The sequence below is a fragment of the Paenibacillus taiwanensis DSM 18679 genome (assembly GCF_000425125.1).
GTDB classification, from domain to species: Bacteria; Bacillota; Bacilli; order Paenibacillales; family Paenibacillaceae; genus Paenibacillus_B; species Paenibacillus_B taiwanensis.
This window is the reverse complement of the sequence record NZ_KE384306.1, coordinates 287,631-310,996: the sequence shown is the minus strand read 5'-3', so window position 1 is coordinate 310,996 and position 23,366 is coordinate 287,631. Positions and strand designations below refer to the sequence as shown.

Sequence of the window (23,366 nt, the reverse complement as noted above, 5' to 3'; positions counted from 1 at the left end):
TGCCCTAAGGCAAGGTGTTCGTATGCTAAATAACAATGAATGGCTAATTGATAATCGTTGCATACAGATTCAGTCGATGCTGCACACCTCAAAGAATAGGCATGCTTTCCGTTCTCACTGTAATCTATATCCAACTCAGGTAGATGTGTATAGGAAATTATGGCATCTCGTGCACATAGTCATTCCTTGACCTACCCGTTAGCTCATTCGCATGACGAGCGTGACCTTGCCAGTCTCTCGGGACTGAATTAAAGGTTCAATATGCGTTTAATAGGATTATGCCACTGTACCCGCACATTGTCAAGGCCATGTGATGAATGTCTGTTATCGTGCCGTGATAAAAGTCATACTACTTACGACTTAAAATACAAATTGCACGTCTGTCAATCGCCGCTTCAACTCAGCAATGACACGCTTTTCTTCTTCAACGCCGTTAGCTTGGAAAGTAACAGAGAAACGAATAAACCGACCTGCGTCATCCCAAGGTACCGTTGAAATAAGTTTCTCGCGAATTAAATACTGGGAAAATTGTTCCCCCGTTGCAAACTCCGGTCCACCCACTACACTCTTTGGAGCTTCTATATAAAGGAAAAATGAACCTTTTGGTTTTTCGGCATGGAATCCAATCTCATTTAACGCTGCCACCAGCAAATTGTGACGGCGAGAATATTTCTCTGCGATCGCTTCTGTTATTTCCGGATGCTCCAAACCATAAACCGCCGCTTTTTGAATAGCTATAAACTGACCCGAATCACTATTGTCTTTTACATCACCAAAAGCCTTAACGATTAACGGATTACCTGCAATAAATCCAATCCGCCAGCCAGTCATATTATACGACTTCGACAAAGAGTGCAATTCAACACCCACATCTTTTGCACCTGGTACACTAAGGAAACTGAGCGGCTTAACACCGTCATACGTAAGCGCTGAATAAGGAGCATCGTGTACAACGATCACTTCATGCTTTTTGGCCCATGCAACAACTTTCTCAAAAAACTCCACAGTAGCTGCGGCGCCCGTCGGGTTGTTAGGATAGTTCAGATATAACAGCTTCGCACGCTTGCAGATGTCAGCTGGAATGCCGTCCAAATTCGGGAGGAAGTTATTCTCCTTCGTTAATTGAACTGTGAATACCTCGCCGCCCAAATACTTGGTATGCGTACCTAGCACTGGATAACCCGGAACCGTCATAATGGTGACGTCCCCTGGATTAATAAAGCAGGATGGCAGCATGGCAAGAGCTGGCTTCGTGCCGATAGAATGGAGCACATCTGTCTCTCCGTTTATCCCTTCTACCCCAAATACGTCGCGTAAGTAGTTAGCAGCAGCCGCTTGGAACTCACGGATCCCGTTATCTGCGTAACCACGATTTTCAGGTTTACCAGCTTCTTCTGCCAGCTTGGCTACAATTGCTGGGTCTGCCATCTCATCAGGTTCACCCACACCCATATCAATTAATTCAATCTCTGGATGGGCTAGCTTGGCTGCTGCCTTTGCCCGTTTAATTTTTTCAAATTTATAAATATTTGTATCTTTACCGTAATTCGCTCCACCAATACGATTCGCGAACACCTGTTGAATGTACGTTTCCTGATATTGTTCAATCGTCATTCGACAATCTCTCCTTCTTCGACTTTCTTTACGAATTCCGTTGTCCTTGGGCAATGCTATCCCTGTTCGACATCTAAACTTTAGTCTTGCATAGACTATCGTTTAGGATACACGACAAGTGAAGTCATTACTTTTATCAAGTATAAAATAGCAAAGACAGCGATGGGTATGGATGATGTATGCAAACATTTGTACTTGCTTGCATACATCCCATACGCTATCGCTGCCTAGGTATAACGTATTATCGATTTCGAATTCTCATGAGTAATTCATCCATATCCGCTGGAATCGGCGCTTTAAATTCCAGCAATTCTCCCGTTGTTGGATGCACAAATCCAAGTGTCTCCGCGTGCAGTGCTTGTCCTTCCATCGTCAGTCCACGTGTACCGCGACTGTACATAGGATCTCCCACCAGCGGATGACCAATAAATTTCATATGTACCCGAATCTGATGTGTTCTGCCCGTCTCCAACTTAAGTTCCACAAGTGTAGAATCACCAAATCGCTCCAACACTTTAAAATGAGTAACGGCATGCTTGCTATTTCGATCCGTTACTGTATACATTTTACGATCGTGTTCATCACGCCCGATCGGTGCATCAACAGTACCTTGATCGTGCGGCACATTTCCGTGAACTAAAGCAATATACTTACGAATTACCGTGTGCGCCTTCAACTGTGCAGCTAATGAAGCATGTGCACGGTCATTTTTCGCAGCCATAAGCAGGCCGGATGTATCTTTATCGATGCGATGCACAATACCAGGGCGGAGCTCACCGTTAATGCCAGATAAATCTTTACAATGATACATCAAGGCGTTCACAACTGTTCCGGAGCTATGCCCAGGTGCAGGATGAACGACAAGCCCACGAGGTTTGTTGATGACAATTACATCAGCATCCTCGTAATACACGTCAAGCGGAATATCCTCCGCAAGTAGATCAACTGTTTCGGGTTCTGGCATATGCAGTTCAATAACATCATCCAGCATACATTTGTAGTTTGCTTTTACCTGTTTCCCGTTCACTAACACGTGACCCTCTTTGATCCACAACTGCACCTGTGAACGGGACACGTCATGTTCAATAGATTCTGTAATGTATTTATCAATTCGTTCCTTGGCGTACTCAGCTGTAACCGTCCAATTCAAAGTGTCCAGTTCAGTCTCAATCGCGCTTACAATGGGCTGTTCTTCGTTGTTCATGATGTTTCCTCAACCGTTCCTTCCTGCTTGCTTTCCTGCTCTTTCATTTGATTCTCACGGCGCACGGACAAAATCGTATCCAGAAGCACAAGTCCAACCCCAATGCATATGCCCATGTCAGCTACATTAAATATCGGGAACGTATAACTTCCAAAGTTAAACATTAGAAAATCTACGACTTCGCCTGTAAGTGCACGATCCAAAAAGTTTCCGATGGCACCACCTAAAATAAGACCGATTCCTGTAGGCAGCAACAGACCATGCCCACGTTTAATTTTTTGCAAGTACCATATAATACCTGCTACAACTACTACAGTAATCGATAGCAGAAACCAACGTTGGTTCTCCAAAATGCTGAAAGCTGCACCTGTGTTACGATGCGAAGTAATCAGGAAAAAGTCGCCGATAACTGGAATTCTTTCCCCTATCGTCAGGCGTGTTGCTATTAACCACTTGGTGCCCTGGTCAAGGAGAAACACAATTAATGCGAGCACATAATACCACACAGACTTTAGTCACCTCATTTATAAAATACAGTTGTCCATTTTGCCTTAACTCGCTCATTGTAACATATGAACAAAAATAACGTCCAATAGCAGCCAGTCGCTGATTCATTTACCATGTCGGAAAAACCAAATTTCGCACACCCTATAAGCAAGGAAGCACTAGGAAGGAGAACACCACATGTCCCATATCAACGCTGAACAGTTGCAATCACTCAAGCTCCGCTTGCAGCAAATGAAGCAAGATTATGAACAACGTCTTCATCAATCCGATCATTATGGACTAGCCGAATCTTTGCGCGAACAAACAGGTGAATTATCTGGCATTGACAATCATCCCGCCGATCTAGCCACTGAGTTGTATGAACGCGAAAAAGATATTGCGTTAAATGAGCACCATGAAATAGAGCTTGAACGGATCGATACCTCTTTAAAACATATCGACCAAGGTACTTATGGAACATGTGTAGTATGCGGTCAATCTATTCCATACGATCGTTTAGACGCTGTTCCTTCTACGATGTATTGCATCGATCATTGCCCAGAGACGTTTATTTCCAATAGACGCCCCGTAGAAGAACAATTTCTCACCCCGCCATTCGGACGTACAAGTCTCGATGAACATGATGATCAGAACGGCTTTGATGGTGAGGATGCCTGGCAAATCGTCGAAGCGTGGGGCACATCCGATACACCTGCTATGCATGAGCAAACTGACGTTGATAGTTATGACCAACTATACATTGAAGCGTCAGAAGAGCTGGATGGCTGCGTCGAAGCTTTTGAAAGTTTTGTTGCTACCGATATGACGGGCAGACATGTTACTGTTGTAAGAAACCGTCAATATGAACGTTATATTGCAGCCGGTGAAGGCGTGCCTTTACTTGAAGAGGAACGCAGCCTCACAGAGTTGGATGAAGACTGGCGTTCATATTAATACATTTTCGTATCCAGTTGACGCTGTACAATTCGTACAATATCTGCAATATAATCACCAATAATCGGCAAGTTAAGCGCACCTAACCATTGGAACACATACAGCAGCATCGCTGTTATTACAGTCAAGCCAACAGCGATGCCTACACCTTTGGCTGCCCCAGCCATTAGGTTGACCCAGATTAACTTGCGTGGCTTTAATAAAAGCTCCGTATACTCGTACATGCGGGACTTTTCCATTTGCAGCGCAAGCTTCTGTGTTAGAAGATGTACCTGCTCCAATATTTCACGGTCTGATTTATTTTTATTTTGGATGCATTCCGATATTTGCTTGGTTAGCATAGCTGATAATTCTTCTTCACTTTGTTGCTTCTTCTTTTTCATAAAGGAAAGCCCCCTGTTCGGGTCAACGATGGTATGTTGTGAAAAAGAGCGTGACCGCCTGCGACTGTGTGCCGCTTCGGTCGACGCTCTCTTCATATGCCTTGAAGTTGTTCTGTCCCACGTTCACACTTTAGTGTGACCAGAAGAGATCGGTTATATGCTTAACATGGGAACATCCTTACATATATGCGTACACGATGATACATTCCTGAATCACTCCTGCACTACTTTGATCTGCCTATCGAATGACTAGCCCGATCGTTTTGGAGCCTAATTCTATCGTTTCCATGTCTGCCTCTTCACCAAACGACAATGCGGATACAAGAACGTTATCCCGCAGCGTAGCTTCAAATGCTTGAATGGCCGCTTGCAGTTCCGCATCCACATTCAGGACGATGTCCACACGCTTCTCAATTGGTAGATCGTGCTTCTTGCGTGTATCCTGAATAGCACGAACGACCTCGCGCACCCAGCCTTCCTGCTCAAGCTCAGGTGTTATATCCGTATTTAACGCCACCGTCATCTTGTAGCCGGAAGCAGATGCAAACCCTGCCTTCGCAATCTTCTCGATCAAAAGCTCTTCTCCCGTAACGACCAGTTCTTCACCATCAGAGCTTGTAAAGGACCATGAGCCTGCTTCGACGATTTTGCGCGCTGCTTGCGCATTCATAGCGCGGAGCTCATTTTGTAACGGCCCCACATTTTTGCCGTATTTTTTGCCTGCTACTTTCAAGTTAAGCTTCAGGCTAAAGTCTACAAAGCCATTATCGCTATTCTCAATACGAATATGCTTTACGTTAATTTCGTCCTTGATCACTTCCTCGTAACCGCCCAGATCAAATTCACGATCCATCGACACGATTAATTCAGAAAGCGGCTGACGTGTCTTAATACTCGTCTCGTTACGAACATTACGCGCCAACTCAACGATTTGACGAGCCGTCTCCATATCTCGCTCCAGCTCAGCGTCAATCATCGCTGCATCAGCTTGCGGATAATCGGCCAAATGCACGCTCTCACGGTCACCACCCAAATTGCCATACATATCTTCAGCCAACATCGGTGCGTATGGCGCAATTAGCTTGGACAGTGACAACAACACTTGCTGCAACGTCTGGTAAGCAGACAGCTTATCATCTGTCATTTCACTACCCCAGAAACGGTCACGTGAACGACGAATATACCAGTTACTAAGCTCATCTACATACAATTCAATCGCTTTGGCCGGATTTAAGAAGTCATTAGCTTCCAGTCCTTTGCTGACCGTCGTCATTAAAGTATGCAAACGCGACAATATCCAACGGTCCAACTTATTGTTGGATGGCTTCAATGGATATGCGCTTGCGTCATAATTGTCAATCGTTGCATACAGCGCATAAAAAGCGTGCGTATTCACAAGTGTATCTATTACTTTGGACTTGGCTTCGGCTACGATCTGTTTGGAGAATCGCTTTGAGTTCCAAGGTGCGCTATCAGAGAGCAGTGCCCAACGGAATGCGTCTGAGCCGTATTCATTAATAATTTCCCAAGGATCAATAACATTTCCTTTGGATTTGGACATCTTCTGACCATTCTCATCCAAAATATGTCCCGTCGCCATAACCGCTTTATATGGAGCTACTCCTTTAAAGAGCGTAGCGACCGCCAGCAAGCTAAAGAACCAGCCGCGAGTCTGATCGATTCCTTCACAGATCATGTCCGCCGGGAATTGCTCCTCGAACTTTTGCGGATCATCAAACGGATAGTGGTGCTGCGCAAATGGCATCGAACCACTATCAAACCATACGTCGATTACTTCTGATGTCCGCTCCATTACACCACCCTCACAGTGCGGGCAATTCAGGTGTACAGCATCTACATAAGGCTTATGCAATTCCAAATCCTCGGTTACCGGTGTAGTTGCACGCTCACGCAAATCAGCATGACTGTTTGGTGCATATTCTCCGTGACAGGAGTTACATACCCACACGTTAAGCGGCGTACCCCAATAACGATTACGGCTAATGTTCCAGTCCACCAAATCCTCAAGGAAGTTACCGAATCGGCCTTCGCGGATATGACCAGGATACCAGTTGACCTTGCTATTATTTTCTATTAACTGTTCTTTAACCGCTGTCGTCTTAATGAACCAAGATTCAGTTGCATAATATAACAACGGGGATTTGCAGCGCCAGCAAAATGGATAACTGTGCTCATATTTCTCCTTACTGAATAACGTTCCACGCTCAGACAGCATCTTCACGATATCTATATCACAATCTTTCACGAAGCGTCCTGCCAAATCAGTAATTTCGTCTGTGTAACGTCCATGTGTATCTACAACACTCACGAAGCTAAGTCCGTTGTCGCGGCATGACTTATAGTCATCTTCACCATGCGCAGGCGCCATATGCACGATTCCCGTACCACTCGCGTCTGTCACAAAGTCAGCGCCAACGATATAATGCCCCTTCTCTGGCTTCACATAAGTGAACGGAGCCTCGTAAGATTTACCGATATACTCTGCTCCTTTATGCGTAGACAGCACTTCGTAATTCTCTTTCATAACTTCTTTTACAAGATTACTTGCTACGATATATACTTCGTCCCCTTGCTGAACTCGAACATAATCCATAGCTGGATTCATCGCTAACGCTACGTGTGCCGGCAGCGTCCAAGGTGTCGTCGTCCATGCAAGTACATATTCACCACTGTCAGTCAACTTAAACTTGGCTGTTGCAGACAGATCCTTCACCGTCTCGTATCCTTGCGCCACTTCGTGCGAGCTGAGCGTCGTCTGACAGCAAGGGCAATATGGGCTGACACGATGGCCTTTGTACAAGAGACCTTTTTGATGAATCGTGGATAAAATATGCCACACACTCTCGATATATTTGTTATCGAGTGTAATATATGGATCGTCCAAATTAGTCCAGTAGCCGATCGCTTCTGTCAGCTCACGCCATTTGTGCTCGTATACAAAGACGCTGTCTTTACATTTCTTAATAAAAGCCTCGACACCATAATTCTCAATTTCTTGCTTACCCGAGATGCCGAGCTGTTTCTCTACACCGAGTTCTACGGGAAGTCCATGCGTATCCCATCCAGCTTTACGTACAACACGATAACCTGACATCGTTTTGTAACGGCAAATAAAATCTTTGAGCACCCGACCGAGTACATGCCCGATATGAGGCTCGCCATTTGCAGTCGGCGGTCCTTCGTAAAATACAAAGTTCGGCTTGCCTTCCCGGGAGTCGATCGATTTTTTAAAAGTACCTTCACCATTCCATTTTTGTAACACTCGCAGCTCACGGTCTCGTGCACGTTCCTTGACATCTACTTTTCTCACAGCGATCTTCCTTTCAGTCTTAGAAAATAAAAAAAACCCGCCCCTAAAAGGGACGAGGTTAGCTCGCGTTACCACCCTTGTTCCGTCAATCATCATTACGAACACGTCACACTTATACAGGTACAAGAGCGACTGCTGTTCATTCAATCAACGGCACTCAATAGTCCGGATAACGGTCGGAAGCCGATTATACTTACGGTCCAGACATAAAGCCTGCTCTCAGCATAATATCTCGGGGATGATGTCCTCTACGTCATGTTCATCGGTTCTCAGCTTATCCGACTCTCTGGTCGAACGATGTACGTTAAGGTGCGTTCCCGTCCATGAAATTACGATATACAACTAGGCAGCATATGCTGCCACACGTAAATTATAACTATTTATAACGCGTTTCGCAAAAAAAGTCAACGTCGTTCCGCTATCCTCCGACAAATAGAGCATTAGTAAGGCTCTCTTACTTCAGCTCGCTCTAGCGCTTCCCAGCCATCCTGAGTTAACAGTTCAAGCTGTGCCTCTATCAAAGTACGGAAGCGTGCGCGATAGATCGAGGCTTGTTTTTTCAGTTCATCTACTTCCATCGCTATTTTGCGTGACTTCGACAAGGCATCATTCACGATCCGGTCTGCATTTTTCTCAGCTTCTTTCAGGATAAGCTGTGCTTCCTTCTTCGCGTTACCTCTCACTTCGTCAGCAGCTTCCTGTGCAACAATAATCGTTTTACTTAACGTTTCTTCCAAGTTCGCAAAGTGGTTCAGCTTGTCCTGCAAAGACTGCGCATGATTCTGAATTTCTTTATTCTCACGGATCATCGCTTCGTAATCTTTAATAATTTGATCCAGAAATTCATTTACTTCGTCTTCATCATATCCACGCAGCTTGCGCCCGAACTCTTTATTATGTATATCTAATGGTGTCAAAGGCATGGTGTGCACCTCCTCAAATTTACGAACCCTCTAAAACAGTTAGTGGTTACAATCATTCGACAGGAACTGTCATTATTCCTGCCGTTTCTTTAGTCTAATTATTTGTGTTATGGTTGTACGTCTATACATATACGCCGACAGTCACACGGACACGGCCTTTCTTTGTTATGCCTTCTTCCTCTAGCACCTTGAATCTGCCAAACCCTTTTAAAGAGACAACATCCCCCGACCGCAGTTGCGTGGATGGATCTTCCTCCACCCTCCAATTCACCTTGCATCGCCCAGCCTTGATAGGAATGACGATCTTCGTTCGGCTAAGGCGGTACACATCACTTGCAATTCCATCAAGCCGCATCGAGGCAACAGATAGCTGCATCGGTTTAAGTGTAACTGCTACAGGCCGCAGCTTGGCGAGCGGCAAAATCACAGTTGTAACAGGCACACGGTGCACCTGCTGCAAATGTGTATCCAAAAAGGAGGAAATGTCGTCCGTGACAAGCACATGACAACCGTCATCCGCCACGTGGATGTCTCCAATCTTGTCTCGCTTAATGCCAAGTCCGAGCATCGCACCCATAAAATCTCCGTGTTCCAGCTCCAGCCATTTGCGATCAGGCGATTCGATGTCTAACACCTCAATGTTCATCGGCTCCGCATCCAAATATACATAATCAGGAGCAATACAAGCTCGCTGACGTTCTGCACCTGCATATCCGCCATCCACCCGAACCTGAACGTCAGGATGACGATTCACCAACGTTTGTAAAATGAAAACTTGGCGCGGGTCCAAAAAATCGGTTAATCGTACTTCATGATGCTCTGCGGCACGCTTAATCCATTCCAGAGCTCTGTCCACAAATACCCGTTCTTCAGGGTGAAAGTGAACCATTAATTGTTCATTCCCCATCTGCTTTATCCTTCATCTGCTACAAAATAGAGGTAACAACCGTTATTAATCCCATATTTACAAATCGAAGCACAAACAATGCAACGATCGGTGAAATATCGATCATGCCGCCGAGTGGGGGTATAAAGCGACGGAATATCGCCAAGTAAGGCTCTACCAACTTGCCAATCATTTCACCGATAAAACTGGACCTAACGTTCGGCACCCAAGACATGAGCACATAAATAATAATGAGCCACCAATAAACCTCAAATAACACATTTATATACTTAATTATTTGATATTCCAACCCAGTCAAATTAAGTTCACCTCATTTGATTATAATCAAGCTCTTCAGAAAACATTTCTGTAATTGAACCTTGTACTTCAATATGCTCAGGTACGCATAAGAAAATATTACTGCCAATCTTAGAAATATTACCACTTAAAGCATACACCGTTCCGCTCAAAAAATCGATAATACGCAGCGCTTGATCGTTGCGAATACGTTGTAAATTAATAACTACCGAGCGGCGGGAGCGAAGATGATCGGCAATTTCCTGCGCTTCATCGTAAGAGCGTGGCTCATAAAGTACCACTTTGCTAGCCTTTTGTGAATGAATACTCACAATATTAGCTCCCTTCGCAGACTTGCGATGTTGATCAAATACAGGCGCTTCAACCTCCTGCTCATAATCGTCATGAGAAGCCACTTTCTCCCGCTCTGTATATTCTTCTTCTTCCTGCATACCGATAAAATTTAAAAAACGGTTCATTACGCCCATCTTATTCCCCTTCTTTCCCCACCAGGATGGAACCGAGTCGAACCCAGGTTGCTCCTTCTTCGATTGCTACTTCGAAATCGTTTGACATCCCCATGGATAGATGTTGTACAGGTTCCGACAAATGTTGATTGATCTCGTCGCGCAATTGGCGCAAGCCGCGAAACACGGGTCTCGTATCTTCAGGCTCAGCTTCGTATGGCGCCATTGTCATAAACCCGAACGGCACAATATGCGGGTACTCACGCAACTGCTCCAAAAACGGCTTTACTTCTTCAGGAGCCAGCCCTTGCTTGGTCTGTTCACCTGAAATATTCACTTGAATAAAGCAGCGCACTTTCGTCTGAAGTGAACTTGCACGCTTCTCGATTGCTTCCGCCAATGACACACGATCTAAAGAATGGATGTATGGAAACTTACCAACGACATCCTTCGCTTTCTTCGATTGAAGCGACCCGATAAAATGCCATGTCGCATCTGAGTGAAATGCATTCCACTTCTGTTCGGCATCCTGCCAACGGTTCTCTCCAATATGTGTTAATCCGGCTTGAATAGCCGCACCCGTAACGTCAAGCGACACATACTTGGTCACCGCGATCACATGGACGTCTTCGCGACTTCTTCCGCTTCGTGTACACGCGGCTTGTATCCGTGCTTCTACGTTGTCTATTCTATGCTGTAGCGTCATATGGTCATCCCTTCTTCCAGCCATCCGATCCAACTTGCCATACGTCCTGTCTGTCCGCCTTCCATTCGATGCGAATAGAACAGATCTGTTCGACAGCCAGTACACCAATTAGTACATTCGATATTTGTTGTCAAAATTCCTGCTTTGATCAACAATTGTCGATTGATTTCCCGTAGATCTATCATGGCATGCCCATCTGATACAGGTGCCAGCACATCTTCTACGTCTAGTTCCAATTGCTCATATAAGGATTGAACGCGGTGAATAACCCGCTCGTCCACTTCATAACAGCACTTGCCAATCGATGGTCCGATCGCAGCTCGTATATCCGCTCGATGACATCCAAATTGATCTGCCATAGCATCCACCGTTGCAATCGCAATCTGGTCAACAGTCCCCTTCCATCCTGCGTGAGCCAGTCCAACAACACGTGTTGTCGGGTCCACAAATAACAGAGGAACACAATCTGCATAAAATGAAGTTAGCCATACCCCCGACTCCTTGGTTAACAAGGCGTCTGCATTAGCAATCGCATCCTCACGTTCACTTCGACCTTTGCCACGATCATTTGCTGTTACTATATGTACACGGTTACCATGAATTTGTTCTGCACATGTCCAAGCCTCGAATGGAAAGCCGCTTACTTGCGCTAATCGCTGACGATTCGTTATGACCGCTTCCTGATGATCATCGACGTGTAATGCACAGTTCAACGAATGATATTTGCCTGAACTTACGCCACCGTTTCTTGTCGTAAATCCAACCGTCAAACCTGATATTTCTTGCACCCATTTGGTTAATTCCAATACAGTCGGAAAATCACCGTGCTCGGATTGCTTGAGCTCAAAAGGTTCCATTGTCCTCACCTCATCGTACAGTTTACCACAATCCAAGAAGGCAAGACTACCTACAAGCTGTTATGGCTGGACTTTATAAGGAGCGATTGCATGTTCCCCCTCTTCAAGTCGTGGCGGCTTCACTTCTTCCATTTTCACCAAAACAACGTCTGCACCAATCTTGACAATGTGGCGCCACGGGATAATAAGCTCAGCACCTCCACCAAACAAGCCAAGAAACTTGCTGTAGTTAGGAACAACAATAGCCTCAATTCGCCCCTGCTTCAAATCAAGCTCCAGATCACTGATCTGGCCTAGCTTTTTCCCATCCACAATATTAATAACATCTTTTGTTTGAAAATCCGATATTTTCATTCCGCTCACCACACCCTCTGCCATCTTTTAGCTAGTATATGAACGGATCAAGCAAAAAAGAGCAGCGGACAAGTTAAGCGGACACAATTGCTTGCTTCGGCTCGTATGGGGTGCAGCATGAGCATTCATTAGCACATAACAAAAGACGATCCACCTCCTATCAGGAATGCGATCGCCTTTTGTACTCCCTCTTCATTTGCAAACAGAACGGGCTGCATTATGCGTCAGCGGCATTACTCACTGCACGGTTCACATCGTGTTTTAGACGCGGACATGCTTTTGCATCTGGTTGATGGCTGATTTTTCGAGGCGCGAAACCTGAGCCTGTGAAATTCCGATTTCGTCTGCTACCTCCATCTGCGTTTTACCCTCAAAGAAGCGCATGGATAATATCATTTTCTCGCGTTCATTTAACTTACGCATCGCTTCACGAAGTGCGATCTCTTCAATCCATGACACGTCTTTGTTTTTGTCATCACTGATCTGATCCATAACAAATATCGGGTCGCCGCCATCGTGATATATCGGTTCAAATAAAGACACGGGGTCCTGTATCGCATCCAAAGCAAACACAACGTCTTCCTTTGGGACATTTAATGCTTCCGAAATCTCATGAATGGTCGGTTCACGCGAATTTTGATTCGTTAACGCATCCCTAACCTGCAACGCCTTATAAGCGATGTCACGCAGGCTGCGCGATACCCGAATGGGATTGTTATCCCGCAAATAACGCCGGATCTCTCCGATAATCATCGGTACAGCATAAGTTGAAAATTTGACGTTCTGCCCTAGATCAAAATTATCAATTGCCTTCATAAGACCGATGCAGCCGACTTGAAACAAATCATCCACAAACTCACCACGGTTGTTAAACCGTTGTATTACGCTCAGCACAAGCCGTAAATTGCCGTTTACAAGCTTCTCTCGGGCTATAAGTTCGTTTCGTTCCTGTAGAGCCACGAACAATGCACGCATTTCAGCGTTCGTGAGCACGGGCAGCTTAGATGTATCGACACCGCAAATTTCGACTTTATTTCGGGTCATTCGTGATTACCTCCCAAGGAGAAACATTAATGTACATTATCTCCTTGGACCCCCGAATTATTCCTGTTCTGTTATCGAGATGGAGTGCCCCAACCTTCTGCGCAGGGCTCAAAGTCGCATCCCATCAACGTTATTTTCATTTTTGCTCGCTTAAAAAAATTTAAGGTCCCTTGCTGCATACAAAAGCGGCTATCCGAAAAAAAACCAAAATAAAAAAGTTGGGCGGAAAAACGTAATGTTTTCCGTCCAACTTTATTGGCGCTTATGCTTCTGTTGGAAAATGGCGGAACGGATACCGCCACCTGCAACTGGCTTTCGGTCGCCGTCTGCACATCGTAGCCCGGTTTTAATTGACCGTTTTTCATTTGATCTTCCTTCATTCTCATAAATCCGCATAAACGTAGCACTCCAAATCCACAAGCATCTAAGCTTGCTTATTTTCATAGTGCTTAAAGGTTGGTGCGAGCAGGTGTTTGTTAACAGGCTGTTCTTCCAATGCCTCTAAAATGCGCACATTAAAAGCCCCCGTTACAACTTAAGCGCAGAGCGCGCGGATCATCGGTATGATGTTGCGGTAGTGGTCCGGTATACGTAACCGGACGAGAGATCCGGTATCGGGTGGATGTAAGGATTAGTAGGCCGCTTAGCGGACAGGGGGTACGCTAATTGCATATTTCTTCCTCGATTGGCGGTAGTTTAGAGGCAATAGCGGATATCTTGGCCAGTAACTACACCCAAAGCGTGTTTTTACCGCACATAACGGATCGTCTGTCCACCAAAGTCAGCCTATTCCACCAGCTATCATCGCGCTCTGCGCTCTACTCTATCGCTTTGTATTTCTTAATGCGAATGCAGCGCCTACTCGGGCACACGAACCGATCATCGTGCCCTTCCTACGTCCAGTTTGAGGCATGTCGAATGTCCTTTTTGTAACGACGTGTCTTCTCCTTCATATAGCTGCGGTAAGACAGGAGCACATCCGCGGTTCTTTGTCTCCCCTATCTCAAACAAATCATTTTCCTCCCTGCCATAGCCTGCGTCGGCTAGCACAGTCTTGGGCATCGGCAAAAAAGACGCAGTCAGGCGCTTCATAATGGGGGCTGAAGCAGCGCGTATCGGTAGGGCGTTGATGCCTGTGTAGACATACTGTTTAGTTCACTTGATTACGCCTAAAAAATCGACTCTTTTTTGTAGGCTTTGTGTAACTTCCATTCTACAACATTTGGCGATTTTTTTTGCTCCTTTTTAATTGTCAACAAAAACGGGGCGTCCGTAGTCAGTTTAGACTGACTTTCGAGACAACCCCTGCATTTTACACCATCTTATTAAATTCTTTGCGCAACCGCTTAATAATCCGCTTTTCAAGCCGTGATATGTAAGACTGGGATATACCAAGCAGGTCGGCTACGTCCTTTTGGGTCTTTTCTTCACCGTCTGACAAGCCAAAACGCAGCTCCATAATCATACGCTCGCGTTCGCTTAACTTATCAAGCGCCTTGTGCAGCAGCTTGCGGTCCACTTGCTCTTCAATATTTTTGTATATGGTGTCATTTTCAGTACCTAATACATCAGACAACAACAATTCATTCCCATCCCAATCAATGTTTAACGGCTCGTCAAAGGACACCTCTGTTCTTGTTTTACTGTTCCGACGCAAGTACATCAAAATTTCATTTTCTATACAGCGTGAAGCATAAGTAGCTAACTTAATCTTCTTCTCAGGGTCAAACGTATTCACAGCCTTGATCAAGCCGATGGCCCCAATCGATACCAAATCTTCAATGTGTATACCCGTATTTTCAAATTTACGTGCTATATAAACGACAAGTCGTAGATTTCGCTCTATCAGCATAGCTCGTATGGCCGTATCCCCTGAAGACAGCTTGCCTAACAAATACTCTTCTTCTTCTCGAGTGAGCGGCGGCGGCAGTGCTTCACTTCCTCCAATATAATATACATCCGCACGTTTAAGACCTAATAGCAGAAGCATTCTGTACATTTGAATCTGTATAAACATTCTCCATTTCAACCGCATCGCCGTTCCTCCCTATGAACGTAAATAAAATAATGATGATAGGAGTGCCTCTTACGCAACTATCCTATTAAGATGCCTTCGTAGATACCGGTACAGAGGCTTCCGGTTGTTGCAGTGCTGCTGCTATAAGCTCTGGGTGTATAATGGCTTGGAACTGTTCATCTTGCGATAGACGACCACTATCAAGCCCGACAATAACATGTCGACTCCTATAACTAAGGCCTTCATGCTTCACGACTATATAATCCGGCTTAAAACCTAGCATCCACTGTGTCGCCTGATTCACACCACGATAAGGCAAAATACGCAGCTTGGCTTCATCAATCGGACATGTACCTTTGCTCGAGCACTCAGCATCGTATGTGTGAAAACAATCCAGCACTGCTCCTGCTTGAATCGCTTTCAACCATTCTGCAGGCAGTACCCCTTCCCACAGGCTTGCATTCGTAATCATTACCGGAGCACCTGAAATGGGCTCCTTTAAGCTGTTCCCTGTATCAATAAGTCCTTGGCACGTCCTAATCGTATCGCCTATGCCGATCTCTACTTCTGCAATAAAGCTGTTCATCTGCGTCTGATCCTTCTGCTGACGCCAAGCGATTCGATAAATCGCATAGGAAGCTGCAAGGCCGAATACTAGCAGCCCCGCACCGAACTTCAATTGTTCATGCACAGCTGCCGCACTTGTCGTTCCAAATGAGGACCATAAAGTGGCATCCTTTATCATGTACTGAATTCCAAATGCACCACCGGCTATAACAAACGCACTGAAATAAAAAGCTAACAAGTTACGTAAGAAAAATCCAAGTTGGTGAAATCCAAACGCCACTATAAGCATACATATAGATATAAGCACCTTTCCCCCTATAGTCACGAGGAAAGGGATTGTTGGCACAAATAGAACAGCCGCATATACCGTTCCAATTGCTGCTGCACTTGCCATTCGCCCTGTTGACGGCCGAAGTCCACGCAAGCGCGCCGACATTGCAAGCAGTGTCCAGTCGAGAACTGCGTTTAAACCAAAGACAAGATCGGCATAAATGACGGTCAATGCGCCCCCCCCTTTAACAACACCGCCAGTTTCTATTGAGTTCGTTAAGATTAAGACTAGTATAATGAGCGCAAGCTTCGAAGTCTGTCTAATACTGGGTGAGGAATGTCACTTTTTTTGTCGAGGACAGTCAACAATACGATGTACAATAAGTATAATGATGGATAAAATAGCAAAAAGAGGCGCCTGCTCAGTCGATAGACTGAGGGCACCTCTTAATAGGTGGTAACGATTAATCGTTATTCGAGTTGCGTGGACGATTCCGTAAAAAAGTAGGTATGTCCAACTGGTCCGAAGAGGCTTGATTGCCAAATGGACGGAGCGTGGATGTACGTGAATCATGAGGCTCCTGCGCAGCTGAGTTCTGTGTTGCAGATGGACGACGTACGGCAGGCATCGGCGGTGCAGGCTTATGTTCAAAGCCTGTTGCGATTACCGTTACTTTGATATCATCCTTCATGTTTTCATCAATAATAGCACCAAAGATCATATTCACTTCTGGATCAGACGCAGCGGTCACGATCTCAGCAGCTTCATTTACTTCATAAAGCGACAAGTTGGAGCCGCCAGTAATATTCATGATTACACCACGTGCTCCATCAATCGATGTCTCAAGCAGTGGGCTCATGATCGCTTTGCGTGCCGCTTCAGAGGCACGTTCTTCACCATTTGCTATGCCGATACCCATCAACGCAGAGCCACGTTCAGTCATAATGGTCTTCACATCAGCGAAGTCCAAGTTAATCAAGCCTGGCACCGCGATCAGGTCGGAGATGCCTTGAACCGCTTGGCGTAGCACGTTGTCTGCTGCGCGGAACGCTTCAAGCATCGGAGTCTTCTTGTCTACGATTTCAAGCAAACGATCGTTCGGAATGACGATTAAAGTATCTACCTTCTCTTTAAGCGCCTCAATACCCAATTCAGCTTGGGAAAGCCGTTTGCGACCTTCAAATGTAAACGGACGTGTAACAACACCAACAGTTAATGCCCCACACTCACGTGCGATCTCCGCAATAACAGGTGCAGCCCCCGTCCCCGTGCCACCGCCCATACCAGCAGTGACAAATACCATGTCAGCGCCTTTAAGCGTGTTCATGATCATCTCGCGGGATTCTTCAGCTGCTTTCTTGCCTACGTCCGGATTAGCACCTGCACCGAGTCCACGCGTAAGCTTGTCCCCGATCTGTAGCTTATGCTCAGACTTTGCGAAGTGGAGCGCCTGCGCGTCCGTATTCACTGTAATAAATTCAACACCCTGTACGCCGTTATCAATCATCCGGTTAACAGCATTACTACCGCCACCGCCGACCCCGATAACTTTAATCTGGGCTAATTGTTCCATCTCAAATTCAAATTCCAACATGAGTTCTCCATCTCCCCTTCAATGTGCATGGATGGCGCGAGGTCACTTTCGTTCGTAACATTCCATTTAAATAAATTCACTAAACATATTTTTTAACCGCTCAATAAACCCAGGTTTGTTTGATGTCTCCGCAGGAGTCACTTTACGAGGAGCCGTCTTCTTGGCACCACCGCCACCACGCGGACGCACAGAGCGAAGCACGTGGTGAAGCACACCAACACCGCTCACAAATCCTGGATCACGAACACCTATAAAATCAGGTACGGCAATCCGAACAGAAGTCTGTAGCTCCGCCTGAGCAGCACTCAGCACTCCTGGCATCGAGACCGTTCCGCCCGACAATATATAACCGCCTGGTAAATCATTAAAACCTAGGCGCTTCACTTCATTTTTAACGAGATGGAATATTTCTTGCACACGCGGTTCGACAACGTTCGCCAAGAACACTTGATTGAACTCTTTTTCCACATTACTTCCAATTCGTGTCACTTTGAACACAGCATCTTCGGAGGCATCATCTATCCATGCACAACCGAATTTCAGCTTGATCTTCTCCGCTTGATCTGACATCGTACGCAAACCGTACGCAATATCATTCGTAACGAAGTCGCCCCCGATTGGAAGCGTTGAAGTAGCTGTTAATGTGCCGTCTTGGAAGACCGAAATCGTCGTTGCTCCAGCACCAACATCAACCAGAACGGAACCAACCATCTTCTCGTCCTTGGACAATGCAAGCTGACCTCCGGACAGTGGCATCAGCACTAGATCCTTTACATGAAGTCCAGCCTTCTCCACACAGCGCATCAAATTATGAATAGCTGTCTTAGCCCCTGTAATAATTGTAGCATCCACTTCCAGACGAACGCCAATCATGCCGCGAGGGTCATGAATATCATGCAGCCCGTCAACGACATATTGCTTCGCTACAACATCAATAATCTCACGTTCAGGCGGCAGAGCAATCACTTCGGCAGCTTTAAGCACACGAACGATATCCTCTTCGCCAATTTCACGATCTTCATTTGATACGGCCACTACGCCGTGACTTGTTTGCAATCCAATATGGTTACCAGTAATTCCAACATACACTTCCGATATTTCAATACCGACCATGCGCTCAGCATGTTCAACCGCATTACGTATAGATTGCACAGTCTGGTCAATATCTACAATCGCACCTTTGCGAATTCCTTCTGATTCAGCAGAACCAACGCCAATAATTTGCAGCGTTCCGTTGTTTATTTCGCCGATGATAGCGCGCACTTTGGATGTACCGATGTCCAAACTCACAATGATGTCATTGCTGCTCAAGCCGTGGCACCTCCCACTTCCAAGTAAATTGGTATGTTTGTATCCCCCGGACACCTTGTATGTATTCAACAAACGTTAGTCATTCCCTCTTTTTTCTACATTTTTTTTGAATGTAGTCAAGTGAAACGTACAATGACATACATTTTTTAAAAAAACTTGAAGAAAAAAGCAGGTTGTAACGAGAAATACCATAACTATTATTCTAGCATTTTTTCAGATTATTGAGTAGAGTTTTTTTCCTATTCAGCACCGTCGGATTTTTCCTGCTGGCCCTGATTCAGATTCGTATAAGAGATATAAGAATCTGCATTTAACATGGTGATCCGACCCGGCTCCTGCGTCTCTACAACCCCGCTCAAATAAGCAATCTTATCTGGCAGCATCGAAACGGTCGTAATCACTTCAAACCCTGAACGGGTATACATCTTGATTCGATCCTGATAGGAGTCAGAAGGATCGTATCGAATCTCCGAAATATCAGCTAACAATCCATTTGGAATGTTTGCAAGTCGCTTGCACAAGTCTGCCTTGATTGCAAGCGCTCCCTTGTCTGACCACTGCGTCAGTACAGGTTTCTCTAACACAAGCTTCTTTTCCTGCTTCAGTTTCACATCAGAACCATTTTCCAGCGAGGCCATCACCTGCCCGTCCGACGTTAATTCAAAAGCAACTGTTTCATATTCTTGCACATACACGTCGATTTGGCCAGGAAAATGCTTCTCTAGCCGTAAACCTTTAATATAAGGATAACGCTTCTGCACCCGGGATGTAATCGTACTCTCCGAGGTCATAAAGAACGGCTCCCCCACACGCAATCCGCTTACTTCACTTAACTCACTGGAACTAACCAATGTATTGCCAATAAATCGCACGTCTGTAATCTTACTAATGGAAGATCGGAAGAAAAGAACTGCAAGCAGTACGAGAAATAAAACAAAGAGCAACCAAATAAGCTTGGTTCCTTTACGCTTCTTCTTCGGTTGGTCAGGCAGTCGTGGAATCGTTCTCGCTTGCAATCGCTCCAAACCCTTTCTCGTGAATAGTCCCCTCTTGCAAGAGGGGACCTACACCATTTCTGTACCTGTACATCAGCCGTTCGCAAAGTCTAGCTTTGGAACTGGTGTGTAACGTTCAATCTTAGCGCCAAGCTTTCTAAACATATTCTCAATGTGATCATAACCACGATCAATATGATGCACCTGTTCAATAATTGTATGGCCTTGCGAAGCCAGACCTGCAATAACAAGCGCTGCACCAGCACGTAAATCAGTCGCTTCTACAGTCGTACCATACATGCGAGGAACACCTCTTACAAAAGCGCTGCTCAAATCTACACGAATGTCCGCGCCCATTCTGCCAAGCTCGTCAACATGTTTGAACCGTCCTTCGAATATCGTCTCCTTCATCACACTAACCCCATCAGCTAATGACAACAGCACCATCAATTGAGATTGGAGATCCGTAGGAAAGGCAGGATAAGGCGAAGTAACGATACGTTCCACAGCTTTAGGTCGACCAAAGCAAGTCACATTAATTATACCATCACTTGTAGCAATCTGCACCCCAGCTCTGCGCAGAATGTGAATGAGCGCAGTCAAATGTCCTGCATGGGCATTTGTTAGCGTTACCGCTCCTCTCGTGGCCGCTGCGGCAATCATCAACGTCCCCGCTACGATCCGGTCAGGAATAATCTCGTAGCGGCAGCCCTTTAGTTCACGTACACCCTCAATCGTGATCGTATCGGTGCCTGCACCTATTATGTTTGCTCCCATTGCATTCAAAAACCGTTGAAGGTCTACAATTTCCGGTTCACGTGCAGCATTCGTTAATACCGTTGTACCTTCTGCCAGCACAGCTGCCATCATAATATTTTCCGTAGCGCCGACACTTGGAAAATCAAGGTGAACTTCCGTTCCGATCAATTGTTCTGCCTTGCATGTAATCCGATTTCCTTCATGCACAAGTGCAGCTCCTAGCGCCTGCAAACCTCTTAGATGAAGATCAATCTTGCGCTCTCCAATCGCACATCCACCGGGCTGATAAATGTGTACTTCTTTGTATCGTGCTAACAGCGGCCCCATCAAGAAGATGGAGGACCGCATTTGCCGCATCAAATCTTCAGGCACATGAGACGAATGTACACTAGTATTGTCAATAGTGACCGTGTGACCGTCATGTGACGCCCGGCAGCCAAGACGCCTTAAAATGTTCAGCATGACCTCGATGTCAAGCAACTTAGGCACATTATCAAGCTGAACGATACCGTCGGCTAAGATGGCAGCTGCCATAATCGGTAAAGCGGCATTTTTCGCTCCATGGATACGAATGGTTCCCGAAAGTGGCTTCCCGCCCTCAATCACCAATTTGTCCAATGTATCACCTCCGAGATTACCGCTCACCCACCGCCAATACTTCGGGCACCAACTGCACCCCGAAATCCTCCGGGACTATTTGTTGTATGCGTTCTATAAGGGTGAGCACGTTGACGCTGTTGCTTGCCCGGTGTTTACAATGAAATTGAGATGCTGCGTGGAAGCCTCGGCGGCGCTTGCCACGGCCATTTTGTTGCCATGAGTAAGCTCCATTGCGATGCTTCGTCTCCACCACGATAATGTTAGATCGTGCAAAATGGAATGACGGTACGCAAACTGCATTTCCTCCACGCTGAAAATCACCAATCTCCTGTCTCCCGTACAATCTCAGCAGATTCAAATAGCGTGACACATCGTTCCCCTTTGCGCCTTCATTCGTCTACACGGCCCCGCCAACCGTGTCAGGAGTTATCTCCCTAAAGCGATTAAGAAAAGGCGAAATAAACGTCTAAGCTACTGCCAATGGGAGATTGTCACGATTATAGTGTATCTTATGACAATGTCTCAGGTTGTGTGACAGACGCCCACTTTGTCTAAAGCTAACGGGATATGCTTATATTCATTTTAAGAAACATACATCGTTTGTTCAAAAAAGTGCAGCAAAAAAGCGGGCAAATACTACTTGCCCGCTAAGCGTTCGATCTCTGATACGACTCGCATCGCCGCTTCCGGCTGTCCGAGTGCTCTTGAACGATCTCGCATCGTCTGCCGATGTCCATCGTTCTTCAACAATTGCTCGATCTGGCCAAACAGCAGCTCCGCTGTCAGCTGCTTCTCCGTCATCATCACGGCAGCACCAGCCTGCTCCAGTGAGCGTGCGTTTGCTTCCTGATGATTGTTGGTCACATTGGGCGACGGAATTAAGATTGACGGTATTCCGAGCGCCGTAAGTTCTGCAAGTGATGATGCGCCTGCTCTGCTAATGGCAAGCGTTGTCGCTGCAAGCACCTCAGGCATATTGCTGATGTAAGGCAACACATGCAGATGATTACGCACCCCGTCACTGCTCTTGAGCACTTCTTTGCGCGTATGCTCATAATAATGCTGGCCCGTAACGTATACAAAATGAACGTTTGGCAGCCGCTTTAGCATCGGAACCATTTGTACCATCGTATTGTTAATTGCTTTTGCTCCACCACTGCCACCAACAACTAGTACAATTGGGCTGTCTTGTGGAAGTCCAAGCGACGCAAAGCCCCGTTCCCTATTAGCCTCCACTACAGCAGTAGCGCGAGGATTGCCGGTAAACAGCACATGCTTCGCCTTAGCAAAGTACGGCTTTGATTGTTCAAAGCTGACAGCTACCGTATTTACGTAACGACTCAAAAACTTGTTAGTCAAACCAGGAATTACATTTTGCTCATGGATGATTGTTGGAATGCCTAACTTGGCAGCGGCATATACAACGGGCCCGCACACATAACCGCCTGTTCCAATGACAACATCAGGCTTAAAATCTCTTAATAACTGTTTGGCGCGGCTGACACCCTTTAAAAAGCGCAGCACCGTCTTCACGTTTTCCACAGACAATTTACGACGAAAGCCTGTTATTTCTATCGATTCAAACGGTATGCCCTCTTCGCGAACAAGCTTGCTCTCAAGTCCACGTTCTGTTCCAATATATAAAAAAGCGCTGCTGGGATAATGCTTCTCGCATTCCCGTGCGATGGCCAGTGCAGGATAAATGTGTCCTCCCGTGCCACCGCCGCTAAGCACGACGCGCATGAC

At 45.9% G+C, this 23,366-nt stretch carries 22 protein-coding genes and 1 pseudogene; 1 reads left to right on the top strand and 22 read right to left on the bottom strand.

The window, feature by feature from the left end; all coding sequences use genetic code 11:
• Nucleotides 1–360: 360 nt before the first annotated feature.
• The 3 genes from H509_RS0110205 to lspA all read right to left on the bottom strand — a co-directional run bounded on the left by H509_RS0110205 (nt 361) and on the right by lspA (nt 3,324).
• On the bottom strand, nt 361–1,614 hold the full coding sequence (locus tag H509_RS0110205; protein ID WP_028544995.1) for an LL-diaminopimelate aminotransferase: 1,254 nt from the start codon (nt 1,612–1,614) through the stop codon (nt 361–363).
• Between the two features lie 241 nt (nt 1,615–1,855).
• The gene (locus tag H509_RS0110200) at nt 1,856–2,818 is read right to left on the bottom strand and encodes an RluA family pseudouridine synthase (protein WP_028544994.1); all 963 of its coding nucleotides are present in this window, start codon (nt 2,816–2,818) and stop codon (nt 1,856–1,858) included.
• The gene (gene lspA / locus H509_RS0110195) at nt 2,815–3,324 is read right to left on the bottom strand and encodes a signal peptidase II (RefSeq protein WP_028544993.1); all 510 of its coding nucleotides are present in this window, start codon (nt 3,322–3,324) and stop codon (nt 2,815–2,817) included. Before lspA ends, H509_RS0110200 begins: the two co-directional genes overlap by 4 nt.
• 178 nt (nt 3,325–3,502) lie before the next feature.
• On the opposite strand from lspA, the gene H509_RS0110190 reads away from it, so the two are divergent.
• Nucleotides 3,503–4,258 (top strand): TraR/DksA C4-type zinc finger protein, encoded by a 756-nt coding sequence (locus H509_RS0110190; RefSeq protein WP_028544992.1) that lies wholly within the window; start codon nt 3,503–3,505, stop codon nt 4,256–4,258.
• Here the strand turns inward: H509_RS0110190 and H509_RS0110185 are convergent.
• From H509_RS0110185 to murG, 19 genes and pseudogenes are all read right to left on the bottom strand, one after another.
• Nucleotides 4,255–4,599: a DUF5665 domain-containing protein gene (locus tag H509_RS0110185; protein ID WP_051287106.1), complete on the bottom strand. Its 345-nt coding sequence runs from the start codon at nt 4,597–4,599 to the stop codon at nt 4,255–4,257. The two genes, H509_RS0110190 and H509_RS0110185, sit on opposite strands and share 4 nt — an antisense overlap.
• A 280-nt stretch (nt 4,600–4,879) precedes the next feature.
• Nucleotides 4,880–7,972, bottom strand: a complete 3,093-nt coding sequence (gene ileS, locus H509_RS0110180; protein ID WP_028544990.1) for an isoleucine--tRNA ligase — start codon at nt 7,970–7,972, stop codon at nt 4,880–4,882.
• 440 nt (nt 7,973–8,412) lie between these two features.
• Nucleotides 8,413–8,895, bottom strand: coding sequence for a DivIVA domain-containing protein (locus tag H509_RS0110170; protein WP_028544989.1), 483 nt, complete (start codon nt 8,893–8,895; stop codon nt 8,413–8,415).
• 121 nt (nt 8,896–9,016) lie between these two features.
• The gene (locus tag H509_RS0110165; protein ID WP_028544988.1) at nt 9,017–9,802 is read right to left on the bottom strand and encodes a YlmH family RNA-binding protein; all 786 of its coding nucleotides are present in this window, start codon (nt 9,800–9,802) and stop codon (nt 9,017–9,019) included.
• Between the two features lie 19 nt (nt 9,803–9,821).
• Nucleotides 9,822–10,091 (bottom strand): YggT family protein, encoded by a 270-nt coding sequence (locus H509_RS0110160; RefSeq protein ID WP_028544987.1) that lies wholly within the window; start codon nt 10,089–10,091, stop codon nt 9,822–9,824.
• Nucleotides 10,092–10,107: 16 nt separating this feature from the next.
• Nucleotides 10,108–10,566, bottom strand: a complete 459-nt coding sequence (locus H509_RS0110155) for a cell division protein SepF (protein ID WP_028544986.1) — start codon at nt 10,564–10,566, stop codon at nt 10,108–10,110.
• A 1-nt stretch (nt 10,567) separates the two neighbouring features.
• Nucleotides 10,568–11,251 (bottom strand): YggS family pyridoxal phosphate-dependent enzyme, encoded by a 684-nt coding sequence (locus H509_RS0110150; protein WP_028544985.1) that lies wholly within the window; start codon nt 11,249–11,251, stop codon nt 10,568–10,570.
• Nucleotides 11,248–12,108 (bottom strand): peptidoglycan editing factor PgeF, encoded by an 861-nt coding sequence (gene pgeF, locus H509_RS0110145; protein ID WP_036696893.1) that lies wholly within the window; start codon nt 12,106–12,108, stop codon nt 11,248–11,250. The genes H509_RS0110150 and pgeF overlap by 4 nt, the downstream gene beginning before the upstream one ends.
• 60 nt (nt 12,109–12,168) lie before the next feature.
• Entirely contained in the window at nt 12,169–12,462 is a 294-nt protein-coding gene (locus H509_RS0110140; RefSeq protein WP_028544983.1) for a YlmC/YmxH family sporulation protein, read from the bottom strand.
• A 261-nt stretch (nt 12,463–12,723) separates the two neighbouring features.
• On the bottom strand, nt 12,724–13,506 hold the full coding sequence (sigG, locus tag H509_RS0110135; RefSeq protein WP_028544982.1) for an RNA polymerase sporulation sigma factor SigG: 783 nt from the start codon (nt 13,504–13,506) through the stop codon (nt 12,724–12,726).
• A 71-nt stretch (nt 13,507–13,577) separates the two neighbouring features.
• Nucleotides 13,578–13,892: a hypothetical protein gene (locus H509_RS24895; RefSeq protein ID WP_036696892.1), complete on the bottom strand. Its 315-nt coding sequence runs from the start codon at nt 13,890–13,892 to the stop codon at nt 13,578–13,580.
• A gap of 926 nt (nt 13,893–14,818) precedes the next feature.
• On the bottom strand, nt 14,819–15,541 hold the full coding sequence (gene sigE, locus H509_RS0110120) for an RNA polymerase sporulation sigma factor SigE (protein WP_028544981.1): 723 nt from the start codon (nt 15,539–15,541) through the stop codon (nt 14,819–14,821).
• A 67-nt stretch (nt 15,542–15,608) separates the two neighbouring features.
• Nucleotides 15,609–16,592: a sigma-E processing peptidase SpoIIGA gene (locus tag H509_RS0110115; RefSeq protein ID WP_028544980.1), complete on the bottom strand. Its 984-nt coding sequence runs from the start codon at nt 16,590–16,592 to the stop codon at nt 15,609–15,611.
• A gap of 232 nt (nt 16,593–16,824) precedes the next feature.
• Nucleotides 16,825–17,955, bottom strand: a complete 1,131-nt coding sequence (ftsZ, locus tag H509_RS0110110) for a cell division protein FtsZ (RefSeq protein ID WP_028544979.1) — start codon at nt 17,953–17,955, stop codon at nt 16,825–16,827.
• Nucleotides 17,956–18,021: 66 nt separating this feature from the next.
• Nucleotides 18,022–19,266 (bottom strand): cell division protein FtsA, encoded by a 1,245-nt coding sequence (ftsA, locus tag H509_RS0110105; protein ID WP_028544978.1) that lies wholly within the window; start codon nt 19,264–19,266, stop codon nt 18,022–18,024.
• A 239-nt stretch (nt 19,267–19,505) separates the two neighbouring features.
• Complete coding sequence (locus H509_RS0110100) at nt 19,506–20,291, bottom strand: cell division protein FtsQ/DivIB (protein WP_245596022.1); 786 nt, start codon at nt 20,289–20,291, stop codon at nt 19,506–19,508.
• 63 nt (nt 20,292–20,354) lie between these two features.
• Nucleotides 20,355–21,638, bottom strand: coding sequence for a UDP-N-acetylglucosamine 1-carboxyvinyltransferase (gene murA / locus H509_RS0110095; RefSeq protein WP_028544976.1), 1,284 nt, complete (start codon nt 21,636–21,638; stop codon nt 20,355–20,357).
• A 16-nt stretch (nt 21,639–21,654) separates the two neighbouring features.
• Nucleotides 21,655–22,044, bottom strand: a pseudogene (locus H509_RS0110090) (UDP-N-acetylmuramate dehydrogenase); the annotation flags it as partial.
• Between the two features lie 212 nt (nt 22,045–22,256).
• Entirely contained in the window at nt 22,257–23,363 is a 1,107-nt protein-coding gene (murG, locus tag H509_RS0110085) for an undecaprenyldiphospho-muramoylpentapeptide beta-N-acetylglucosaminyltransferase (RefSeq protein WP_028544974.1), read from the bottom strand.
• Nucleotides 23,364–23,366: the final 3 nt, after the last annotated feature.

Bases quoted from the DNA above. Each gene is read 5' to 3' on its own strand.
- H509_RS0110205 (WP_028544995.1), bottom strand. From the start codon at position 1,614: ATGACGATTGAACAATATCAGGAAACGTACATTCAACAGGTGTTCGCG.
- H509_RS0110200 (WP_028544994.1), bottom strand. From the start codon at position 2,818: ATGAACAACGAAGAACAGCCCATTGTAAGCGCGATTGAGACTGAACTG.
- H509_RS0110190 (WP_028544992.1), top strand. From the start codon at position 3,503: ATGTCCCATATCAACGCTGAACAGTTGCAATCACTCAAGCTCCGCTTG.
- H509_RS0110185 (WP_051287106.1), bottom strand. From the start codon at position 4,599: ATGCTAACCAAGCAAATATCGGAATGCATCCAAAATAAAAATAAATCA.
- H509_RS0110170 (WP_028544989.1), bottom strand. From the start codon at position 8,895: ATGCCTTTGACACCATTAGATATACATAATAAAGAGTTCGGGCGCAAG.
- H509_RS0110165 (WP_028544988.1), bottom strand. From the start codon at position 9,802: ATGGGGAATGAACAATTAATGGTTCACTTTCACCCTGAAGAACGGGTA.
- H509_RS0110155 (WP_028544986.1), bottom strand. From the start codon at position 10,566: ATGGGCGTAATGAACCGTTTTTTAAATTTTATCGGTATGCAGGAAGAA.
- H509_RS0110150 (WP_028544985.1), bottom strand. From the start codon at position 11,251: ATGACGCTACAGCATAGAATAGACAACGTAGAAGCACGGATACAAGCC.
- pgeF (WP_036696893.1), bottom strand. From the start codon at position 12,108: ATGGAACCTTTTGAGCTCAAGCAATCCGAGCACGGTGATTTTCCGACT.
- H509_RS0110140 (WP_028544983.1), bottom strand. From the start codon at position 12,462: ATGAAAATATCGGATTTTCAAACAAAAGATGTTATTAATATTGTGGAT.
- sigG (WP_028544982.1), bottom strand. From the start codon at position 13,506: ATGACCCGAAATAAAGTCGAAATTTGCGGTGTCGATACATCTAAGCTG.
- H509_RS24895 (WP_036696892.1), bottom strand. From the start codon at position 13,892: ATGAGAATGAAGGAAGATCAAATGAAAAACGGTCAATTAAAACCGGGC.
- sigE (WP_028544981.1), bottom strand. From the start codon at position 15,541: ATGCGGTTGAAATGGAGAATGTTTATACAGATTCAAATGTACAGAATG.
- ftsZ (WP_028544979.1), bottom strand. From the start codon at position 17,955: ATGTTGGAATTTGAATTTGAGATGGAACAATTAGCCCAGATTAAAGTT.
- murG (WP_028544974.1), bottom strand. From the start codon at position 23,363: ATGCGCGTCGTGCTTAGCGGCGGTGGCACGGGAGGACACATTTATCCT.